At 67.6% G+C, this 19,368-nt stretch carries 16 protein-coding genes; 7 read left to right on the forward strand and 9 right to left on the reverse strand.

Translation table 11 applies throughout. The features are described from left to right. Positions 1-87: 87 nt before the first annotated feature. Entirely contained in the window at positions 88-687 is a 600-nt protein-coding gene (locus GS4_RS21455) for a pyridoxamine 5'-phosphate oxidase family protein (RefSeq protein WP_217997703.1), read from the forward strand. Between the two features lie 52 nt (positions 688-739). Here GS4_RS21455 and GS4_RS21460 read toward each other — a convergent pair whose 3' ends face one another. From GS4_RS21460 to GS4_RS21475, 4 genes are read right to left on the reverse strand one after another with little or no spacing between them, the layout of a single operon-like run. Beyond that, the gene (locus tag GS4_RS21460) at positions 740-2,434 is read right to left on the reverse strand and encodes an ATP-binding cassette domain-containing protein (RefSeq protein WP_007624533.1); all 1,695 of its coding nucleotides are present in this window, start codon (positions 2,432-2,434) and stop codon (positions 740-742) included. Continuing rightward, positions 2,431-3,387, reverse strand: a complete 957-nt coding sequence (locus GS4_RS21465; protein WP_007624535.1) for an ABC transporter permease — start codon at positions 3,385-3,387, stop codon at positions 2,431-2,433. The genes GS4_RS21460 and GS4_RS21465 overlap by 4 nt, the downstream gene beginning before the upstream one ends. Position 3,388: 1 nt before the next feature. Beyond that, a complete protein-coding gene (locus GS4_RS21470; RefSeq protein WP_007624536.1) occupies positions 3,389-4,450 on the reverse strand; it encodes an ABC transporter permease in 1,062 nt (353 codons plus the stop codon). Further along, entirely contained in the window at positions 4,450-6,039 is a 1,590-nt protein-coding gene (locus GS4_RS21475; protein ID WP_040511420.1) for an ABC transporter substrate-binding protein, read from the reverse strand. The genes GS4_RS21470 and GS4_RS21475 overlap by 1 nt, the downstream gene beginning before the upstream one ends. Positions 6,040-6,327: 288 nt before the next feature. Here GS4_RS21475 and GS4_RS21480 point away from each other — a divergent pair, with 288 nt between their 5' ends. From GS4_RS21480 to GS4_RS21500, 5 genes are all read left to right on the forward strand, one after another. Beyond that, positions 6,328-7,527, forward strand: coding sequence for a GNAT family N-acetyltransferase (locus GS4_RS21480; protein ID WP_007624538.1), 1,200 nt, complete (start codon positions 6,328-6,330; stop codon positions 7,525-7,527). Positions 7,528-7,644: 117 nt separating this feature from the next. Continuing rightward, positions 7,645-8,895, forward strand: coding sequence for an acyl-CoA dehydrogenase family protein (locus GS4_RS21485; protein WP_007624539.1), 1,251 nt, complete (start codon positions 7,645-7,647; stop codon positions 8,893-8,895). Between the two features lie 2 nt (positions 8,896-8,897). Next, positions 8,898-9,830, forward strand: a complete 933-nt coding sequence (locus GS4_RS21490) for an LLM class oxidoreductase (protein WP_007624540.1) — start codon at positions 8,898-8,900, stop codon at positions 9,828-9,830. Between the two features lie 55 nt (positions 9,831-9,885). Continuing rightward, positions 9,886-11,178: an NtaA/DmoA family FMN-dependent monooxygenase gene (locus GS4_RS21495; RefSeq protein WP_007624542.1), complete on the forward strand. Its 1,293-nt coding sequence runs from the start codon at positions 9,886-9,888 to the stop codon at positions 11,176-11,178. A gap of 217 nt (positions 11,179-11,395) precedes the next feature. Then, positions 11,396-12,961 carry an APC family permease gene (locus GS4_RS21500; protein ID WP_007624544.1) on the forward strand — a complete coding sequence of 522 codons (1,566 nt, stop codon included), beginning with the start codon at positions 11,396-11,398 and terminating at the stop codon, positions 12,959-12,961. Here GS4_RS21500 and GS4_RS21505 read toward each other — a convergent pair. The 5 genes from GS4_RS21505 to GS4_RS25370 all read right to left on the reverse strand — a co-directional run bounded on the left by GS4_RS21505 (position 12,939) and on the right by GS4_RS25370 (position 18,673). Next, complete coding sequence (locus GS4_RS21505; RefSeq protein ID WP_007624546.1) at positions 12,939-13,628, reverse strand: PIG-L deacetylase family protein; 690 nt, start codon at positions 13,626-13,628, stop codon at positions 12,939-12,941. The two genes, GS4_RS21500 and GS4_RS21505, sit on opposite strands and share 23 nt — an antisense overlap. Positions 13,629-13,697: 69 nt before the next feature. Then, positions 13,698-15,098, reverse strand: a complete 1,401-nt coding sequence (locus tag GS4_RS21510; RefSeq protein WP_007624547.1) for a class II fumarate hydratase — start codon at positions 15,096-15,098, stop codon at positions 13,698-13,700. A 90-nt stretch (positions 15,099-15,188) separates the two neighbouring features. After that, positions 15,189-16,184, reverse strand: a complete 996-nt coding sequence (glpX, locus tag GS4_RS21515; protein ID WP_007624549.1) for a class II fructose-bisphosphatase — start codon at positions 16,182-16,184, stop codon at positions 15,189-15,191. Between the two features lie 168 nt (positions 16,185-16,352). After that, on the reverse strand, positions 16,353-17,210 hold the full coding sequence (locus GS4_RS21520; RefSeq protein WP_007624556.1) for an amino acid ABC transporter ATP-binding protein: 858 nt from the start codon (positions 17,208-17,210) through the stop codon (positions 16,353-16,355). Continuing rightward, positions 17,207-18,673 carry an ABC transporter permease subunit gene (locus GS4_RS25370; protein WP_007624558.1) on the reverse strand — a complete coding sequence of 489 codons (1,467 nt, stop codon included), beginning with the start codon at positions 18,671-18,673 and terminating at the stop codon, positions 17,207-17,209. Before GS4_RS25370 ends, GS4_RS21520 begins: the two co-directional genes overlap by 4 nt. A 123-nt stretch (positions 18,674-18,796) precedes the next feature. On the opposite strand from GS4_RS25370, the gene GS4_RS21535 reads away from it, so the two are divergent. Continuing rightward, positions 18,797-19,366: a DUF4245 domain-containing protein gene (locus GS4_RS21535; RefSeq protein ID WP_007624560.1), complete on the forward strand. Its 570-nt coding sequence runs from the start codon at positions 18,797-18,799 to the stop codon at positions 19,364-19,366. Positions 19,367-19,368 lie beyond the last annotated feature (2 nt).

Raw genomic sequence — 19,368 nt, forward strand, 5'->3', positions numbered from 1 at the left:
CGCGTGGAGGTTCGCCGGGCCGGCCCGTATGGAATCGGCCGGGGCCCAACCGGGACATCATCAACGCAGATGCGAGACCATCGCAGGGTGAGCGAATCCGTGACCGAGTTCCTCCGTCGGATACCGACTCTGACGGGGGACGCACCCGACCTCGGTTCCACCGAATGGCCTGTCGAGCCGACCGCGGCGTTTCGAGCGTGGTTGGATTCCGCTCTCGCAGTGGGCGTTCCCGAGCCGCATGCGCTGGTGTTGTCGACCATCGGCGAGGACGGCCTCCCCGATGCCCGCACTCTGATCCTGCGGGACGTCCATGTCGATCGCGGATGGGCATTCGCCGGACCGGCGTCGAGCGCGAAAGGCGCGCAGCTCGCTGCGGCACCGGTCGCCGCGCTGACATTCTGGTGGCAACCGCAGGTGCGCAGTGTGCGCGTCCGAGGGCGCGTCGTCGAGGCGTCGCGCGCCGAGAGCGATGCCGACCTCGCTGCCAGAAGTACAGCCGCTCGCGCCGATTCGGCGCCAGGGGACTGGACCCTGTGGCGGGTGGTACCGAGTCGTGTCGAATTCTGGCAGGGATCGACCGATCGTCGGCACATCAGGGTGGTGTACAGCCGCGATGACGCCGGCGCGTGGAGGATCGACGCGACCCGCGGAGGCCACGAGTCGGCGGTAGCGATCTCCTCGGACTGACCGCATCCTGCCGGGGCACGACTCAGAGTCGGAGATCACGGCCCCGGGGTCATCAGCGCGACACCGGCCGCGGCGGGAGCACGGCGTCGACCAACCGTCGGGTAACCGGATGTCGTGTCGGGGAGCGGAAGTCGCGCGCGTCGAATCGATCGACGACCTCACCGCGATCGAGCACGACGACGTCGTCGGCGAAGGCCTGGACCACCGCGAGGTCGTGCGCGATCAGCAGATAGGTCACCGAGGTGGTGAGGCGGAGTTCGCGCAGCAGGTCCAGGATCTCGTCCTGCGTCGTCACATCGAGTGCCGAGGTCGGCTCGTCCAGGATGATCAGCGCCGGCTCGACACCGAGTGCGCGGGCGATGCCGACGCGCTGACGCTGACCGCCGGACAGTTGATGCGGGTAGCGGTCGCGCAGTGCTGCGGGATCGAGTCCGACCAGGTCCAGCAGCTCGTCGCTGCGACGTCGCGCCGCTGATCCGGAGGTCACCACGCCGAGCCGCCTGATGGGTCGGGCGATCTGATCGGCGACCCGAATCCTGGGGTTGAGCGCGCTGCCGTGGTCCTGGAAGACCAATTGCACCTGCCGTGCACGCTGGGTACGCGAGAGGCGACCGATCTCGATCTGCTGTCCGTCCCGGTGGATCGTCACCGACCCCTCGGTTGCCGGCTCGATACCGGCGATGATCCGCGCCAATGTCGACTTGCCGGAACCGGACTCGCCGATCAATCCCAGGGAACGCCCGCGTTCGATCCGGACCGAGACATCACGCAGTGCGGCGAACTCCGCGCCCGGTCGTGCGCCGTTGGGAGTGAACCTCTTCGAGACGTCGGCGACGGCGGCGGCCGGAGCCGGTGTGCCGGTCGTGGAGTCCGCATCGTCATGTGGTCTGTCGCCACGATCGGCGTCGGCGGACAGTTCGGGCACCGCCGCGATGAGACGCTGCGTGTACTCCTGCTGCGGTCGGCCCAACACACCGACGGTGCTGCCGTACTCGACCAGACGGCCGTGCCGGAGTACGGCGACGCTGTCGCTGAGTCGGGCGACGACGCCGAAATCGTGCGTCACCAGCAGCACGGCCATGCCGAGTTCACGGCGGAGATCGTCGATGAGATCGAGGATTTGGGTCGAGAGCGTCGGATCGAGCGCGGTCGTGGGCTCGTCGGCGATCAGCAGGTCTGGCTGCGGGATGCACGCCACCGCGATCATGACGCGCTGCCGCATCCCGCCGCTGAGCTGGTGGGGGTAGCTGCCCAACACTCGTGCGGGATCGGCGATACCGACGCGTTCCAGCCAGTCGGCGGCGACATCACGCGCCTCGGCGCGACTGGCCGACCGATGCAGCCGGATCAGCTCGACCAGTTGGTTGCCGATGGTGAACGACGGATCGAAGGATGTGGCCGGATTCTGGAAGATCGTCCCGATCCGACTGCCGCGCAGCGAGTTCAGCACCTTGTCGCGGGAGCCGACGATCTCCTGACCGTGAAAACGGATGGAACCGCTGACCTCGGGACGCGAACTGGCCGGGAGCAGACCTGCGATGGCCGAGGACGTGACGCTCTTGCCCGATCCGGACTCGCCCACCAACGCCAGCACATGGTCGGTCGGTAGTTCGAGCGAGAGGTCGGTGACGGCGTCGACGCCTCCGGCGCGATGGGGGAACCGCACCGACAAGCCGTGGATGCTCAGCAGCGCGTCCGAGGACGGGTGTCCGGTGTCGATCGCGGGGGCGATGCGTGTCGAGGTCATCGGTGTGCGCTCCATCGGGGATCGAGGACATCGCGGAGTCCGTCGCCGAGCCAGTTGAATGCCAGCCCGACGACCAGGATCGCGATGCCGGGAGCGATGGCGACGTACGGGCTGCCGGAGATGAGCACCTTCGCGCCCTCGGCGACCATCCGCCCCCAGTCGGGCGTCGGTGGCTGGACACCGATGCCCAGCGCACTGAGGCTGGACGCCAGGACGATCAGGATGCCGATCAGGCTCGTCCAATAGACGATGACGGTGGCGCCGACGTTCGGCAATATCTCGGTGCGCAGGATCGTCCACGACGAACCGCCCAGTCCGACTGCTGCTTCCACGTACTCGAGCTCGCGTTGCCGTCGTGTCTCCGCGTAGACGATCCGGGTCACATACGGTGTGGCCGCGAAGATCACCGCGGCGGCGACCACCCACACACCCATCCCGATCACCTCGGCGAGCGCGAACGCCACGATGACAACCGGGAAAGCGAACAGGATGTCGACGATCCGCATGACCCCCGAGGAGATCCACGAGCGTGACCATCCGGCGAGCAGGCCGACCACGGATCCGATGAGCACGGCGACCGTGGTCGCCAATGCGGTCGGAGCGATGGTGGCGCGGCCACCCCAGATCAATCGGCTGAGGATGTCGCGGCCCTGTTCGTCGGTGCCCAGCAGGTGCCCGGCCGAACCGGGTTCGAGGTAACGCGACGCCGCGTCGCCGACGGTCGGATCGTGCGGCGCGATGAGCGGTGCGAGGACGGACACCACGATCACCAGCGCCAGCACCGTCACCGCCGCCACCAGTTGGTGATGGTGTGTCCACGCGGGTCGGTGCAGCCGTGTCCGCCGGTGTCGCGCAGCCAGTGGGGCAGCCGGTCGCGAAGGCGCGTCGTCGGACGGCGACGTCGGCTCGAGATCGGTCGCCTCGCTGGTCGCCTGATCGTCGTGGATGGTCATCTCAGCTCCTCAGACGGGGGTCGAGCAGGTCACCGATCACGTCCGTGACGAGGTTGACGACGACGAACACCACGGTCACCAACATGACGCCGCCCTGGATCACCGGATAGTCATGGGCGCTGATCGCGTTCATCAGATCGGTGCCGACTCCCGGCCAGCTGAAGACGAACTCGACGAACACGGCTCCGCTGAGCAGGGTCCCGATCTCGAGTCCCGTGGTCGTGATGATCAGCGGCGCGACGTTGCGGCCGACGTGTTTGGTGAGGATCCGCCACCGCGGCAGCCCCTGGCTCCGCAGGGTGCGGATGTAGTCGGACTCCAAACTCTCGATCACCCCGGCGCGGGCGAACCGCGCCAGGATCAACATCGAGATGAGCGCCGCGCTGATCGCGGGGAGTATCAGGTGGGAGAGCAGGCCACCGCCGTCGGCGGTGTCGCGCATTCCGGTGGCCGGCAGCACCTTCCACTGCAGCGCGAACAGCCAGATGAGGATCAGGCCGAACCAGTAGACCGACAGGTTCGATCCCACCTGGACCAGGAGCATGATGGCGCGATCGACGAATCGGTTGTGGTTCAGGGCCGCGATCGTCCCGATCGCGACGCCGAACACCAGCGACACGACTACCGCGGCGGCTGTGAGGACCAGTGTGTTGGCGAAAGCGGTGCCCAGGGTGTCGAATACCCGTGAACCGTTGAGGATCGAGCGGCCACCGCCGCTGGTGAACAGACTCGACACCCAGGTGAGGTACTGCGTGACGACACCGTCGTCGAGCCCGTAGGCCTGTTGCAGGTCCGCGATTGCATCCGGCGAGAGGACACCGTGCAGGCTCGCCTTGATCGGATCGCCCGGGCTCGCCTTGCCGAGCAGGAAGACCAGGATCGAGATGACGAACAGTACCGGGACCAGCAGCAGGACACGACCCAGGATTCGCAATGCCAACGCGTGCCGCCGCGCCCAGGACGTGACCGCTTCCCACCGGCTCGCCGGCGGCAGGGTGCGCGGGTCGGCGTGGACGGTGTCATCGGTGGCGACGGTGTCGTCGGCCTCGATCAGCGTGGTCATCAGTTCTCCTTCGACACCGGTCCGAGGTCGTACCAGTTGGTGTTCGCGAAGACGAATCCACGGACCTTCGGCGAGATCGCGTAGTAGCTGGTGAAGTTCACCGTCGGGATCACTGCGTGGTCGGCCGCGATGACCTTGTCGGCGTTCTGCCACGCGGGGATTCGCGCGTTCTCGTCGCTGGTGTAGCGGGCGGCGTCCAGTGCGCGGGTGATGGCCGGGTAGTCGACGAACTTGTCTCCACCGTTGGCCAGGACAGTCGAATTGAAGCCCTCCAGTGCCCACTCGGGGTAGGTGCCGCCGTACTCACCGAGGTGGAAACCGTCGTCGGGTTGCGGGTTGGAGATCCGCGACGAGTAGTTGCCACGCTCGAGCGCCACCACCGGGGCGTTGATCCCGACCTTCTTCAGGTCCGCCGAGATCGCCTCGGCCTCCGGCTGACCGGCGAGGTCGGCGATGATGTTGAACGACACCTGGTTCGGTGTCAGACCGGCCTGCGCCAACACCTGCTTGGCCTTCTCCGGGTCGTAGGAGTAATTCCGTGCGCCGGCGTCGTAGGCTTCGTTGCCCGGGTTCAGGAACGACCACAACGGCTGCGCGTGACCCGAATAGATGTTGTCGGCGAGGCCTTTTCGGTCGATGGCCAGCGACACCGCCTCGCGAACGCGAGGGTTCTGTGACCACTTGTTGCCGAACAGGAACGAGACGTAGTCGAGTTGCGCGGCGGTGCCCTTCGGGACCGACGCGCCCTGACGCTCGAGCAGTTCGACATCGGTGGGCTGGACTCGGGTGAGGATGTCGATCTCACCGCTCTGGAAAGCCGCGAGCCGACTCTGGTTGTTCGCGATGGTGCGGAACACCAGACGCTTCAGTTTCGGCGCGGTTCCCCAGTAGCCGTCGAACTTCTCGAGCGTGATGTGGTCGTTGATCTTGCGTTCGACCCAGCGATAGGGACCGGTACCGGTGGGATGCTCGGACAGACCGTCGTTGCCGTACTTGCGCAACGCCGCCGGGCTGAAGACCAACGGTGACCCGATGGACTGGGCGAGCAGTCGAGGGAATCCGAGGTAGGGGCGTGTGAACGTGAACTCGTAGGTGTGATCGTCGACGATGCGCGTCCCGGTGAGGTCGCTGAAACGTGCCTTCAGCATCGCCGCGCTCTTCTCGTCATAGAACTCGAAGGCGGGGTCGGTGAAGCGCTTGACGTTGAAATCGAGTGCTGCGGCATCGAAGTCGGTGCCGTCCTGGAACTTGACGTTCTTCCGGAGATCGAACGTCCAGGTGGTCGCGTCGGCGTTGGGGCGCCAGGCGGTCGCGAGTCCCGGGGCCAGCTTCGTCACGCCCTGGTCGCTGGAGAGCACCTCCTGCACGAGCGGCTCGTACACGTTGCGCGACGCCCGGAAGGTCTCCCAGAAGTACTCGCGCTGCGGATCGACGGCCGTCGGCTCGGTGTACAGGCCGACGACCAGTGTGTCGGCGGGGCTCTTCGACACCCACGTGCTCTCACCGCCACACGCCGAGGCGACGACTGCGATCGTGAGTCCGAGTAGAACCGCGACCGTGCTGCGGCGGCGGATTCGGTCGATGCGCATGAGTGTTCCCAGCCCGTTCGTGAAGAGTGCCGCGCCGGCGAGAGTGCGGCGCACGTCGGAGAGGAAACCTACGGGTACAGACGCGGATCAGGCACCCGTTCGGCTCATGGCGATCAGATCTCGGTACCCCCGGAATAGCGCGTCGCCGTCCGGAAAGGGGGGCGTCGTCCTCCGGTCGTGGGAACCGGAAGGCAGATCGATCCGAGCTGGTGATTCCCGACCGCCGCGATGTAATCACGCCGACGACAAGGGTCGCCGGTGTGATGGAGCGCGCCGATACTCCTCGGAATGAGTGTCGAGATCCGGCCGTTGTCCGAGCCCGGGGAGGTCCGTGCCGCACTGGCGACCTTCTTCCGGTCGATGGTCGGGCTGCCGAACCTGGAGTTCGACGCGGTGTCCATCACCGAGCCGGGCCGGTACGTCGGAGCCGTCGCCGACGGTGCCGTCATCGGTGGGGCCGACTCCTACACCAGCTGGCTCGCCGTCCCCGGTGGAGCGCAGGTGCCACACGCCGCGGTGACCCACGTCGGTGTTCTGCCGACACATCGCCGGCAGGGGATCGTGAGCCAGCTCATCGCAGCGCAATTCGAGGATTTCGCGCGTCGCGGTGAGGTGGTCGCGACGCTGCGCGCCTCGGAGGCGGTGATCTACGAGCGGTTCGGGTACGGCGTCGCCACGTCCGCGCGGTCCGTGCGGATCGACCTGCGCCGTAGCGGCCTCCGGGACGCCGTGCCCGATGTCGGCGAGATCCGCCTCGCCGATGCCGAGGCGACCACCGAGACCCTGAACGCGATCGCGACCAGGGTGGAGTCGTCGGGCACGATCGGTCTGCCTGCGGGGTGGTGGGAACTCAACCGGATTCGACGCGCGGCCGAACCGGTCTCGAACTACGTCGCGGTGCACAGCACCGACGGTGTCGACGACGGCTACGTGATCTATCGACCGGACGATCCCGACCACTGGTTCACGAGTCGGGAACGATCGATCACGGTGACCGACTTCGTAGCAGTCGACGACCAGGCGCGCGCCGGTCTGTGGCGGCACCTGCTCTCCCTGGATCTCACCGACGCGGTGACGATCGAATCGGTCGCCCTCGACGACCCCATCACGCTGGCCGTCACCGATCGTCGGGCCGTCCACCTCGGCGCCGAACACGACGAGACCTGGTTGCGGTTGATCGACGTGGAGGCCGCGCTCGCGGCACGAAGCTACGCCGAGGAGGACCCCGTGGTTGTCGAGGTGCGTGACGAACTGATACCGGTGAACTCGGCGGTCTTCGAGATCGGCCCGAAAACCGTTCGGCGTGTCACTGCTTCACCCGACGTCGGCGTCGACGTCGCCACCCTCGCGGCGAGCTATCTCGGTGGGACCCGCTGGAGCAGGCTCGCCGCGGTCGGACGCGTGGACGTCCAGGACTCCGATGCCATCCGTCGACTCGACGTCCTCTTCGGCACCGACCGCCTGCCGCATTCCGGCGTGAGCTTCTGAGACCGCGAGCCCACTCGGGGCCGAACCCGGTCGGATGACGAGTGGCTCTGCCAGGACCACTAGCCCGGAACGAATCGACATCTCGAGCAACACATCTCGACAAGGAAGTGAACCGCCATGACCGACCTCGGCACGATCACCACCACCGTCTACCTGCGCCCCGCGACCGCCGCGGATGCCGAGCTGGAGAACGTCTTCCAGCCGATCTTCGACCGGATCGCCGAGGGCAACACAGTTCGCGAACGCGAGCGGATCTTTCCGCACGAACAGGTGCGCTGGCTCACGGAGGCCGGCCTCGGACGCCTCCGCATCCCGGAGGAGTTCGGCGGCTTCGGTGCCTCACTCGAGCAGACCTTCGTGCTGCTGGCCGCCCTCGGCGAGGCCGATGCCAACGTCGCACACGTGTGGCGCAATCACAGTGCGTTCGTCGAAGACCGCCTCAACGCACCGCGGTCGGCGACGAACGACCGCTGGATCGAACGGTTCCTGGCCGGGGATTTCGTCGGTGGTGGATGGACCGAGGCCAACAACGGGACCCTCGCCGCGATGGCGACGACGATCCGGCCCGACGGTGACCGCCACCTGGTCACCGGCGCCAAGTTCTACGCCACCGGCAGCCTGTACGCCGACTGGCTCGACGTGATCGGGAGGACCGAGGACGGAGCCCTTCTCACCGCCCTGGTACGTCGCGACGATCCGGGCGTCGAACTCGTCGACGACTGGACCGGCTTCGGCCAACAGACCACTGCGAGTGGCAGTGCGACCTATGTCGACGTCCCCGCCGAGGCCGGCGACGTGTTCCCGGTGACCGAGAGGTTCGTCTATCAGGGGCACTTCTACCAGGTCGCGATCCTGTCCGTGCTGACCGGAATCGTGCGCGCGACGTTGCGCGACGGCGTGCGGGCGTTGAAGAAGCGCGGCCGCAACTATCCGCACGGTCTAGACCCCGTGGCCGCCGCGGATCCTCAACTACTGCAGGTGATCGGCGAGGTGTCGGCGCGTGGATTCGCTGCCGAGGCCGCGCTCCGCCAGAATGCACGCGCGCTCGACGCGCTGGCGGCGGCGCACGCGGCAGGCGATCCGGATCTACGTGCGCAGCGGGTCCTGGAAGCACAGATCGCCACCGACCAGGCCCAGTTGGTCATCATCGACGCCGCACTGTCGGCGACCACCACCGTGTTCGATGCGCTGGGGGCTTCCGGGGTCTCGACGACGAACCTGCTGGATCGTCACTGGCGCAACGCCCGCACGCTGGCCTCCCACAACCCGCGCGTCTACAAGGCGCGCATCCTCGGTGACTGGCTGGTGAACGGGACCGACCCGGTACCCGACCTCTTCGCGGCCGGCCGCGGCGGACAAGGCAACTGACCATGAGCGATCCGTATCTGGCGCTGGCGCTGAGCGGTCCCCAGGTCCTGCAACTGTTGGACGACTCGGTACTGATCGAGGAATGGGACGCGCTACCGCTGGCCTTCACCGTCCTCGGCATCGACCAGGTCGATGGTCGACCGTCGACCGCGGTCACCACCGAGACCAGCGTCGTCGGTGCGGTTCTCGCGGGTCGGACGAGTGCGGCCCGGTTTCTGGTCGCCGCGGGGCCACGCCGCGACCATCCTTACAATCTCGCTCGCCGCGTGGCATCGCTGGGCCATCTCGCTGCCGGTCGTTCCGGCGTCGTGTTCGGTACGCCGACCGAGTCGGTGACCTCAGGACACTCGACCGCCGATCCGTGGACGGATGTGACCGCGGACGACTCCGTGACCGGCCGTAGCGACCGCGCTGCCCCGCGTCGGCTCGCCGCGGCGATCGCGGCGGTGCGCGCGCTCGAGCAGAGCTGGCCGCTGGAGTCGGTCGTCGGTGACCTGGAGAGCGGGATCTTCGTCAGGTCCGACGAGATCGACCACGTCGACCTGGAAGGGCAGTACCGGATCGCCGGACCGCTGACGGTCCCGGAACCGCCCGGTGGTCCGTCGGTGCTCGCCTGGGTCGGTGACCCGGCCGCGGTGGGCGCACCCGAGATCGACGAGCTCGTGGACATCACGCTCGGCGGGCCGAACGGTGTGCCGGTCGTCGGCATCGGCGACGACCTGCCGACCGGTGCGGTGGACGGGATCGTGCTGGGCAGCGGCGACGACGCCGATGTGGCCGCCGTCCTCGACACCGCGCGTCACCTGCTCGCAGACGGATTCCGACCAACCGGGCCGGCAGGCACGCTGCGTTCGGTGGTCGGCGGTCCGGCACCCGTGCGGGGCGCCCGACGACGTCCGGCATTCCCCGTCCCGCAACCTCATCCATGGCTGTGAAGACACCATCGGCAACCCGGTCGCCCGGGTCGACCCGACCCCCAGAGGAGATCCGATGACGGATCGACGCGACAATCACGTGATCCTCGGTATCAACGTGCTCGTCCTCGGATATCTGCCTGCTGCATGGCAGGCGCCGCAACTGCATCCTCGTTCGTTCGTGGACCCGGCCTACTGGCGCCGGATCGGCGAACTGGCCGAACGCGGCACGCTCGATGCGCTCTTCCTCGCCGATGCCCCGGCACTCGGCGACCCGGCCCACGATGCCAACCCCGCCCATCTCGAGCCGACGGTCAACTGGGGGTACGTCGCCGGAGCGACCGAGCACGTCGGGCTGGTGTCGACGGCATCGACGACCTTCAACGACCCGGTGGAACTCGCCGAACGGCTGCTGTCCCTGGACCACGCATCCGGTGGGCGAGCAGCCTGGAACATCGTCACCACCCGTGGCGCCGCCCCGGCCCGCAACTTCGGGTTGCCCGATGTGCCCGTTCGTGACGACCGCTATGAGCGCGCAGCGGAGTTCGTCGACGTCGTCCGCGCCCTGTGGGATTCGGCCGTCACCGGTCGGGACGTCCACCATCGTGGCGAGCACTTCACCGTCGATGGCCGACTCTCGACCCCGCCGTCGCGGCAAGGCCATCCCGTCCTCTTCCAGGCGGGTGGCTCCGACAAGGGGCGCAGGCTCGCCGGACGGGTCGCCGAAGGCGTGTTCGCCGCAGAACTGACCCGAGACAAGGCCGTAGAGCACTATCGTCTGGTCAAGTCGTTGGCCGTGGACGCAGGTCGGTCACCCGACGACGTCCGGATCCTGCCGGGACTGCTCCTCTCGCTCGGGAGTACCGAAGAGGAGGCACGACGGCGCAGTGACGAGTTGCACGACCGGGGGCCCGCCTCCTACTCCATCGGCTGGCTCTCCCAGTCGATCGGCTACGACGCATCGAAACTCGAACTGGACGAGCCCTTCCCCGAAGAGGTGCTCGCCCCACCCGCCGACCTCCAGACCTTCTCCGGGAGTGTCGGTTTCCGAGAGTCCATCGTCGCGCAGATCCGACGGACCAACCCGACGGTACGGGAGTACCTGCGCCAGACGCGCTACACCGGCTCCGGGCACGCCGGCTTCGTCGGGACCCCCGAACAGCTGGCCGACCACATCGAGGACTGGTTCCACGCCGGGGCGATCGACGGGTTCAACCTGCAACCCGACGTGTTGATCGACGGACTCGAGGTGATCGTCGACGAACTGATCCCGATCCTCCGCAGACGTGGGCTCTATCGCACCGAATACGAGACCCATACTCTGCGTGACCATCTGCGTGCTGCGGCGCCCACCCCGCCGGTGGGCTGAGCCCGCCCGCCGACTCGCTGACCGGCGGTGCTGTCGATCCTTTGTCGCGAATCCGAGATCGGACACATAGAACCGGCACGCACACAACGGGTTCGACGAGCGGCTGAGCGGGGATACTCGACTCTCGACCAGAACGACGATCGAATCGCCGTCCGGAGATCTTGCGAGACAACATCTCCGGTCGTCGTGTCGTGACAGTGAAGAGAGCAGGGAAGTCATGACCGCAACGCCGGACACCTCACCGCCGACACCATCGGCCCCCGCCGGGGAGCCGGCGGTGTCGCTGAGAGGACGCGACATCACCGCCGCCGAGACCACCGGTCTCAAGGAGAACGCGCTGGGACCATGGGGCGTGTTCGCGCAGGGGCTCGCCGCCGCGGCGCCCAGCGTCGCCATCGCGGGAGTCCCGTTCGCGCTCTTCACCGCGGCAGGCAAGGGTGCTGCGTGGGCTGCGATCGTCGGTCTGGTGATCGTACTGCTCATCGCGATCACCATCGGATTCCAAGCTCGCAGAACGGTCTCCAGTGGATCGCTGGGCACCTACACGGGTAACGGGCTCGGTCCCGGATTCGCGTTCGTCGCGGGTGTCAGCCTGCTGCTCGGCTACATCGGTTTCGCGACCACCGGCGCTCTCGGCGGAGTGCTCTACGTCGACTCGTTCCTGACGACGATCGGTCTGGGCAGCGAGTCCACCTGGTTCAAGTTGCTGCTGGTGGTGATCGTGGTCGGCATCGCCGTCTACCTGCCGCTCCGCGGGGCCACCCTGGCGGCCAAGTACGAGTTGGCCTTCGAGGTCCTGGCGCTGGTCTCCATCGCGGTCATCATCGTCGCGTCCTACGTCGCGTACGGCTTCCAGATCGACGGCGAGCAATGGAGCCTGTCCAACCTCGGGAACAGTTCGACCTTCGTCGCGGCCGTGACCGCGGTCGGTTCCTATGCGGGATTCGAGAGCGTCGCGTCGCTGGGCGCGGAGGCGCGGGACGCACATCGCACCATCGCCCGGGCGCTCCTGCGGGTGGTCCTCATCATCGGTGTGCTCTACCTGCTGGCGACCTACCCGCAGGTCCTGCACTTCGACGGGATCGACGGAGACGACGCGGTGCTCCCGCAACTCGCGGACACCACCGGCGTCGGCTGGATCAACTCGGTCGTCAGCGCCGCAGTCGCGGTCGCCTTCATCGTGTTCGTCACCGCGGTCACCACGTCCGCGGCCCGATCACTCTTCACGCTGGCCCACGAGGGAGCACTCCCCAAGGCGCTCACCAAGGTCCACCCGCGACACCGCACGCCATGGGTGGGCATCGTGGTCGTCGGCGCCGCCGCGCTGGTGTTCGCGGTGGTGGCGACGTTCAGCTCCGCGGGCCGGCTGGTCTTCGACGTCTACGGCGCCTACGTGGCCAACTGGGGCTTCCTCATCAGCTACCTGCTGGTCGTCATCGCGACGCCGATCTGGCTCTACAAGATCAAGGCGCTCACCCCGGTCCGGGCGACGGTCTCCGGGCTCGCCGCGCTGGGGTTGGGCTACGTGATAGTCAACAACGTCTACCCGCAACCGGAGTGGCCGTTCAACATCCTGCCGTTCGTGTTCCTCGGCATTCTCGCAGTCGCCGTCGGCTGGTACCTCTACCTGCGTCGGGCGCGCCCCGAGGTCGCTCGCCGGATCGGATCGATCCAGACGCTGTCGGTGGCGGAGCAGGAGCGACTCGCCGATCTCGGGATCGTCGACGTCCTCACCGACGAGACCGCCACGGACCGGACGGTCACCGGGTCCGACCGCGCCTGAGACCGAAGCCGACCGCCCGCCGCCCTCCGAAATCGGTTCGGGCGGAGGTGGTCTGGTCGACCTGGGCGCGCGCCTGATCGACCACCGGGGTGTCCGGATCGAGCACCGACAGGTACTCCTGATGAGCGGCCAGGGCCGCGACGGCCGCCTCGACCTGGTCGGTGACCTCGAGTGCATGCGTGTCGTCCGGACCGTTCTCGAACAGCCATCGCGGAGGGTCGTCCAGACTGTCGTACGCGTCGAGAACAGCTGCCGCGAACTCGATGTGGTCGCGCTGGTTGGGGAACCCCGGTGCCCACTCCGGACCTCCGTAGAGGGAGATGACGACCTCGGGCCGGACGCGCTCGATGGTCTCGACGACCTTCTCCCGTAATTCGGGGGAGTTGCGGATCGCGCTGTCGGGGAATCCCCAGAACTCGACCTCGCTGACACCGACGATCGAGGCGGAGTGTCGCTGTTCGTCCTCGCGGACCGGACCGGCGACGGCCGGATCCATGCCCTCGATCCCGGCTTCGCCCGACGACGCCAGCGCATAGACGACGCGGCGTCCCTCGGCGGTCCATCGTGCCACCGCGGCGGCGACACCGTACTCGGGGTCATCGGGATGGGCGACGAGGACCAGCGCCGTCGTCCAATCGGTCGGGAAGTCGCTCAGCTCATCGGCCATACGAGACAACGTAGCGAGGTGTGTCGGAAAACGACACACCTCGCCACGTCGTGACTGATGCCGGCGCGGTCAGCGCTTCCGGTCGAGATTCGCCATCTTGAGGACGTCGAGCCGCTTGTCGAGCTCCGCCTCGGACAGCTTGTCGCCGATCAGACCGCGATCGATGACCGTCTGTCGGATGGTCTTGCCCTCCTTGAGCGCCTGCTTGGCGACCGCGGCGGCCTCCTCGTAACCGATCGCGCTGTTCAGCGGGGTCACGATGGACGGCGAGCTCTCCGCGAGCGTCTTCAGCCGGTCGGTGTTGGCCTGCAACCCGGAGATGCAGCGATCGGCGAACAGCCGGGACACGTTGGCCAGCAGTTTGATCGACTCGAGCACGTTGCGGGCCATCATCGGGATGTAGACGTTGAGCTCGAAGGCGCCGTTGCCGCCGCCCCAGGTGACGGCTGCGTCATTGCCGATGACCTGGGCGCCGACCTGGGTGACCGCCTCGGGCAGAACCGGATTGACCTTGCCCGGCATGATCGAGCTGCCCGGCTGGAGGTCGGGGAGCGCGATCTCGCCGAGCCCGGTGAGCGGGCCGGAGCCCATCCAGCGGATGTCGTTGGCGATCTTGGTCAGGGAGACCGCGATGGTCTTCAATGCGCCGGAGAGCTCGACCAATCCGTCGCGGGCGGCCTGCGCCTCGAAGTTGTCCTTGGCCAGCGACAGCGCGTCGACTCCGGTCAGCTTCTGCAGGTCGGCGACGACCTTGGTGCCGAACTCGTCGGGAGCGTTCAGGCCGGTACCCACCGCGGTGCCGCCGATCGGTAGTTCACCGACGCGGGGGAGGGTCGCCGTGGCCCGCTCGATGCCCGCCTCGATCTGGCGCGCGTAACCGCCGAACTCCTGGCCGAGGGTGACCGGCACGGCGTCCATCAGGTGCGTGCGACCGCTCTTGACGACCTCGCGCCACTCCTCGGCCTTGCCGAGCAGCGCCAGCCGGAGGTGGTCGAGTGCCGGTACGAGCTCGGCGACCGTCGCCTCGGTGGCCGCGACGTGAGTGGCGGTCGGGAACGTGTCGTTGGACGACTGTGACATGTTGACGTGGTCGTTCGGATGCACGTCGACGCCGTTGTTCTTGGCGATCGAGGCGATCACCTCGTTGGCGTTCATGTTGGAGCTGGTGCCCGAACCGGTCTGGAACACGTCGATCGGGAACTGGTCGTCGTGCTGACCGTCGGCGATCTCCTTGGCCGCTGCGATGATCGCGTCGGCCTTCTCGGCGTCGAGCAGTCCGAGATCTTTGTTGACCTGGGCGCAGGCAGCCTTCAACAGGCCCATCGCGCGGATCTGGGTGCGCTCGAGTGGCCGGTGGCTGATCGGGAAGTTCTCGACGGCGCGCTGGGTCTGGGCCCGCCACAGCGCGTCGATCGGGACCTTCACCTCGCCCATGGTGTCGTGCTCGATCCGGTACTGCTGTTCGGTCATGGAGGCAACCATCCTCGTTGAGTGCTCGTCAGATGTCAGGGCTGCAGAGAGTGCGGTGATGTGGCCGCCCGGCGCGCCGGGGCGAGCGGGCTAGATGTCGAGGCGCGCGTAGCCGCGGAGCTTCTGCGGGCGGTGCACGGCCTCGATGCGGCGCACGGTACCGGACTTGGACCGCATGACCAGCGACCGGGTCGATGCACCGTTGGCGCGGTAGCTGACGCCGCGCAGCATGTCGCCGTTGGTGACGCCGGTGGCGCAGAAGAAGGAGTTCTCACCGCGCACGAGGATGTCCGTGGTCAGGACGCGGTCGAGATCGTGACCGGCGTCGATCGCCTTCTGACGTTCGGCGTCGTCCTTGGGCCAGAGCTTGCCCTGGATCTCGCCGCCCATGCATTTCATCGCGACCGCGGTGATGATGCCCTCGGGAGTGCCGCCCACACCCATCAGGATGTCGACCGAACTCTGGTCGTCCGCTGCGGCGATCGCGCCGGCGACGTCGCCGTCGGAGATGAGGCGGATCTTGGCACCCGCCTTGCGGATGTCGGCGATGAGCTCGGCGTGGCGTGGGCGGTCGAGGACGATGACCGTCAGGTCGGCGACGTCGATGCCCTTGGCCTTGGCCACAGAGTTGATGTTCCACTCGACGGACTCGTCGATGTTGATGGCGCCCTTGGCGTCCGGGCCCACGGCGATCTTGTCCATGTAGAACACCGCAGAGGGGTCGTACATCGTGCCGCGCTCGCTGACCGCGATCACCGAGATGGAGTTGGGCCGTCCCTCGGCCATCAGCGTGGTGCCGTCGATCGGGTCGACCGCGACGTCGACCTCGGGTCCCTGGCCGTTGCCCACTTCTTCGCCGTTGTAGAGCATCGGCGCCTCGTCCTTCTCGCCCTCGCCGATGACCACGACGCCGCGCATCGAGACGGTCGAGAGGAGCTCGCGCATGGCGTCGACGGCGGCACCGTCCCCGCCGTTCTTGTCGCCGCGCCCGGCCCAGCGGCCCGCGGCGAGTGCCGCGGCCTCGGTGACACGCACCAACTCCATCGCCAGGTTGCGGTCGGGGGCCTGTGGGACGGATTCGGACATCGTGGACTCCTCGGCGTGGCGACGGTGACACTTTCGTGCGATGTGACTAGAGCCCATCCTTGCATGTCACGCGGCGCGCACGACAAGGCACCCGGCGGCTGTGGGATGCGCCACGCGGTCGTCGACGGGGAGGTGCCACCTCCGCTCGGAGCCCGGCCGGCGGGCGACTCAGATGGGATCGAGCAGACGCTTGAGGAACTGTCGGGTCCGTTCGTGCGTGGGCTCGCCGATCACCTGCGCCGGCGTCCCGCGCTCCAGCACGACGCCACCGTCGGCGAAGATCACCTGGTCGGCGACCTGCTGGGCGAACCGGATCTCGTGGGTGACCACCACCATCGTCCAGCCCTGACCGGCCAGGTCCTTCAGCACCTCCAGCACGTCGCCGACGAGTTCGGGGTCGAGTGCGGACGTCGGCTCGTCGAACAGCATGACCTCGGGCTCGATGGCCAGCGCGCGGACGATGCCGACCCGCTGTTGCTGACCGCCGGAGAGCTGCTCGGGATACTGATCGCGTTTCTCGGCCAGACCGACGCTCTCCAAGAGCGCCTCGGCGGCCGCGATCGCCTCGGCCTTCGGGCGGCGCTGGACGATGACCGGGCCCTCGATCACGTTCTCCAGCACCGTCTTGTGGGGGAACAGGTTGTGGCTCTGGAACACCATGGCGCTCTGCTTGCGGTAGGTGACCAGGTCGGCCTTGGTGTAGGGCTTCGCGAAGTCGATGACGCCGTCGGCGATCCGGATGGTCCCCGCGTCGGGGATGTCCAGCGCGTTGAGGGATCGCAGGATGGTGGTCTTGCCGGAGCCGGACGGGCCGAGGATCACTGTCACCGAGCCGGCGGCGACCGTGAAGTCGATGCCCTTGAGGACCTCGTTGTCACCGAACGACTTGCGCAGCCCGGAGACCTCGATGAGGGTCTCGCCCGGCTCGCGGTGGTACCGCGGCGCCGTCGGCGTGCCCGTCCGGAGTGCGTTCGACGGGGCGTCGTGCGTGCTCGGGGCGTCGTCCGGGCTCGGGGTGTCGGTCATCGGGATACGAACCTTCCCAGTCGGTGCTCGAGGCGTCCCTGGAGTGAGGACAGCACGAAGCAGACGATCCAGTAGTAGATGGCCGCGGTGGTGTAGAGCGCGAAGAACTCGAAGGTCGGCGCGGCCGCGACCTGCGCGACCCGGAGGAGTTCGGTGACCAGGATCGTCGACGCCAGTGACGTGTCCTTGACCAAGGAGATCAGCGTGTTGGACAGGCCGGGTACGGCGTTGCGCGCGGCCTGTGGCAACACGATCCGCCTCAGGGTGGTCGCGTAGTTCATGCCGATGGTCTGCGCGGCCTCGCTCTGTCCTCTCGGCACCGAGAGGATCGCGCTCCGGATGATCTCGGCCGCGTATCCACCGACGTTCAGCGAGAACGCGACGACCGCCGCCGGGAACGGCGGCACCTTGAGTCCCAGCTCGGGTAGTGCGTAGAAGATGATGAACAACTGGACCAGCAGTGGGGTGCCACGGATGATCGAGATGTAGACGCTGGCCAGCCATGAGAGCACACGGTTGGCCGAGAGCCGGGCCAGTGCCACGCCCAGTGCGATGACGAGGCCGATGAGGAAGCTGATCGCGGCCAGTGGGATGGTGACCGTGATGGTCGCCTTCGCCATCGGCCACAGGTTGTCGGCGATCAGGTCCCAGGTGCTGCGGTTCGCGGCGGCGGATTTGTTCTCCGCGGCGCCGCTGGCGTCGGCGCGCAGGTACTTCTGTGAGATCCCGGCGAGGGTGCCGTCGGCCTTCAGTTCGTCGAGGGCCTTGTCGATCTCGCCGGTCAGCCCGCTGCCCTTCCGGGCGGCGAAGGCTTGCTCGCTCTTGTCGCCGGTGGTACCGGCGATCTTGATGCTCGTGTCGCCGGTCTCGGCGAGGTAGGCGTAGACGGCGATGCTGTCGTTGACCGTCGCCTGCACCCGTCCCTGGTTGAGCAGTTTGATCGCCTGCGTGAAGCCCTCCACCGACTCGACGTTCGCGCCCGCGTCCCGTGCCACCTGGGCCCAGTTGCTGGTCGCGGACTGGGCGGTGGTCTTGCCCGCCAGGTCGTCGACACCGGTGATCGACGTGTCGTCGGCGCGAGTGACGATGACGCCCTCGCCGACCGAATAAGGCTTGGACAGGTCGTATTTCGCCTGCCGCTCCGGCGTGATGGTGACCTGGTTGGCCACCACGTCGAAGCGGTCGGCACCCAGTGCGGCGAAGATCGAGTCCCATGGCGTCTCGACGAACTCGGTCCGCACGCCCAGCTTCTTGGCGACCGCGTTGGCCACATCGACGTCGTAACCGCTGAGCTGGTTGTTCTGCGGATCGTGATAGCTGAACGGCGCGTAGGTGCCCTCGGTACCGACGCGGAGGACGCCGCTCTCACGGACCTCGTCCAGGGCCGAGCCGGAACCACTGTCGTCGCTGCCGCAGCCGGCCAACGCCAGAACGGCGAGGATCGCCAGGAGGAATGCGGTCACGGACCGCGGGTGTCGTCGCACCCGTTCATGTAACCCGCTCGGGGAGGTCGGTGACCACCTTCTGCTGCGATGAGTCGAAACCACCCCGGTCGGGCGTTGCGGGCGGCTGGGATACTGGCGTCCATGGCCGGAAAACCCCGCATCCTGCACAGCAACAAGGACATGATCTGGTCCTTGATCCCGCTGCTGGCGGTGTGTGCGCTCGTCGTCGTCGCGTCCGGCAACTGCTCGGTCGGTCTCACCGGCGGAGCCAGTGACGACCGGACCCCCGCATTCGACGTCACCACCGCGTTGCGCGCCGACGCGCGTGCGCTGCCCTTCCCGGTACGGCTCCCGCCGACGCCGGAGAAGTGGAAGCCCAACTCGGGATCGACCCAGCCGGTCGGGGGGAGCTTCGTCAGCAACGCCGGATGGGTGACCGCGAGCGGTGCTTATCTGCAGCTCAGCCAGTCGGGTGGCAAGGAAGAAGACCTCGTGTCGTCGATCGCCGGCGACAGCCGCGTCTTCGGCGCGGGCACCCGCGAGGTCGGCGGACGGCAATGGGTGACCTACACCGGCGACGGCAAGAAGATCTGGATCACCGACCTCGGCGACGTGCGGATCGGACTGCTCTCCCGGGGCCCCGACAGCGAGATGGAGCAGCTGGGGTCGTCGGTCCTCGCGCAGCAGCCGCTGCCACGATCGCCCTCCTGAGC

The sequence above is a fragment of the Gordonia soli NBRC 108243 genome (assembly GCF_000334455.1).
Classification (GTDB): Bacteria; Actinomycetota; Actinomycetes; order Mycobacteriales; family Mycobacteriaceae; genus Gordonia; species Gordonia soli.

Excerpts from the sequence above, each read along its gene's own strand:
- GS4_RS21495 (WP_007624542.1), top strand. The coding sequence starts at position 9,886 with ATGACGGATCGACGCGACAATCACGTGATCCTCGGTATCAACGTGCTC.
- GS4_RS21475 (WP_040511420.1), bottom strand. The coding sequence starts at position 6,039 with ATGCGCATCGACCGAATCCGCCGCCGCAGCACGGTCGCGGTTCTACTC.
- GS4_RS21535 (WP_007624560.1), top strand. The coding sequence starts at position 18,797 with ATGGCCGGAAAACCCCGCATCCTGCACAGCAACAAGGACATGATCTGG.
- GS4_RS21485 (WP_007624539.1), top strand. The coding sequence starts at position 7,645 with ATGACCGACCTCGGCACGATCACCACCACCGTCTACCTGCGCCCCGCG.
- GS4_RS21480 (WP_007624538.1), top strand. The coding sequence starts at position 6,328 with ATGAGTGTCGAGATCCGGCCGTTGTCCGAGCCCGGGGAGGTCCGTGCC.
- GS4_RS21500 (WP_007624544.1), top strand. The coding sequence starts at position 11,396 with ATGACCGCAACGCCGGACACCTCACCGCCGACACCATCGGCCCCCGCC.
- GS4_RS21510 (WP_007624547.1), bottom strand. The coding sequence starts at position 15,098 with ATGACCGAACAGCAGTACCGGATCGAGCACGACACCATGGGCGAGGTG.
- GS4_RS21465 (WP_007624535.1), bottom strand. The coding sequence starts at position 3,387 with ATGACCATCCACGACGATCAGGCGACCAGCGAGGCGACCGATCTCGAG.
- GS4_RS21460 (WP_007624533.1), bottom strand. The coding sequence starts at position 2,434 with ATGACCTCGACACGCATCGCCCCCGCGATCGACACCGGACACCCGTCC.
- GS4_RS21470 (WP_007624536.1), bottom strand. The coding sequence starts at position 4,450 with ATGACCACGCTGATCGAGGCCGACGACACCGTCGCCACCGATGACACC.
- GS4_RS21520 (WP_007624556.1), bottom strand. The coding sequence starts at position 17,210 with ATGACCGACACCCCGAGCCCGGACGACGCCCCGAGCACGCACGACGCC.
- glpX (WP_007624549.1), bottom strand. The coding sequence starts at position 16,184 with ATGTCCGAATCCGTCCCACAGGCCCCCGACCGCAACCTGGCGATGGAG.
- GS4_RS21490 (WP_007624540.1), top strand. The coding sequence starts at position 8,898 with ATGAGCGATCCGTATCTGGCGCTGGCGCTGAGCGGTCCCCAGGTCCTG.
- GS4_RS21505 (WP_007624546.1), bottom strand. The coding sequence starts at position 13,628 with ATGGCCGATGAGCTGAGCGACTTCCCGACCGATTGGACGACGGCGCTG.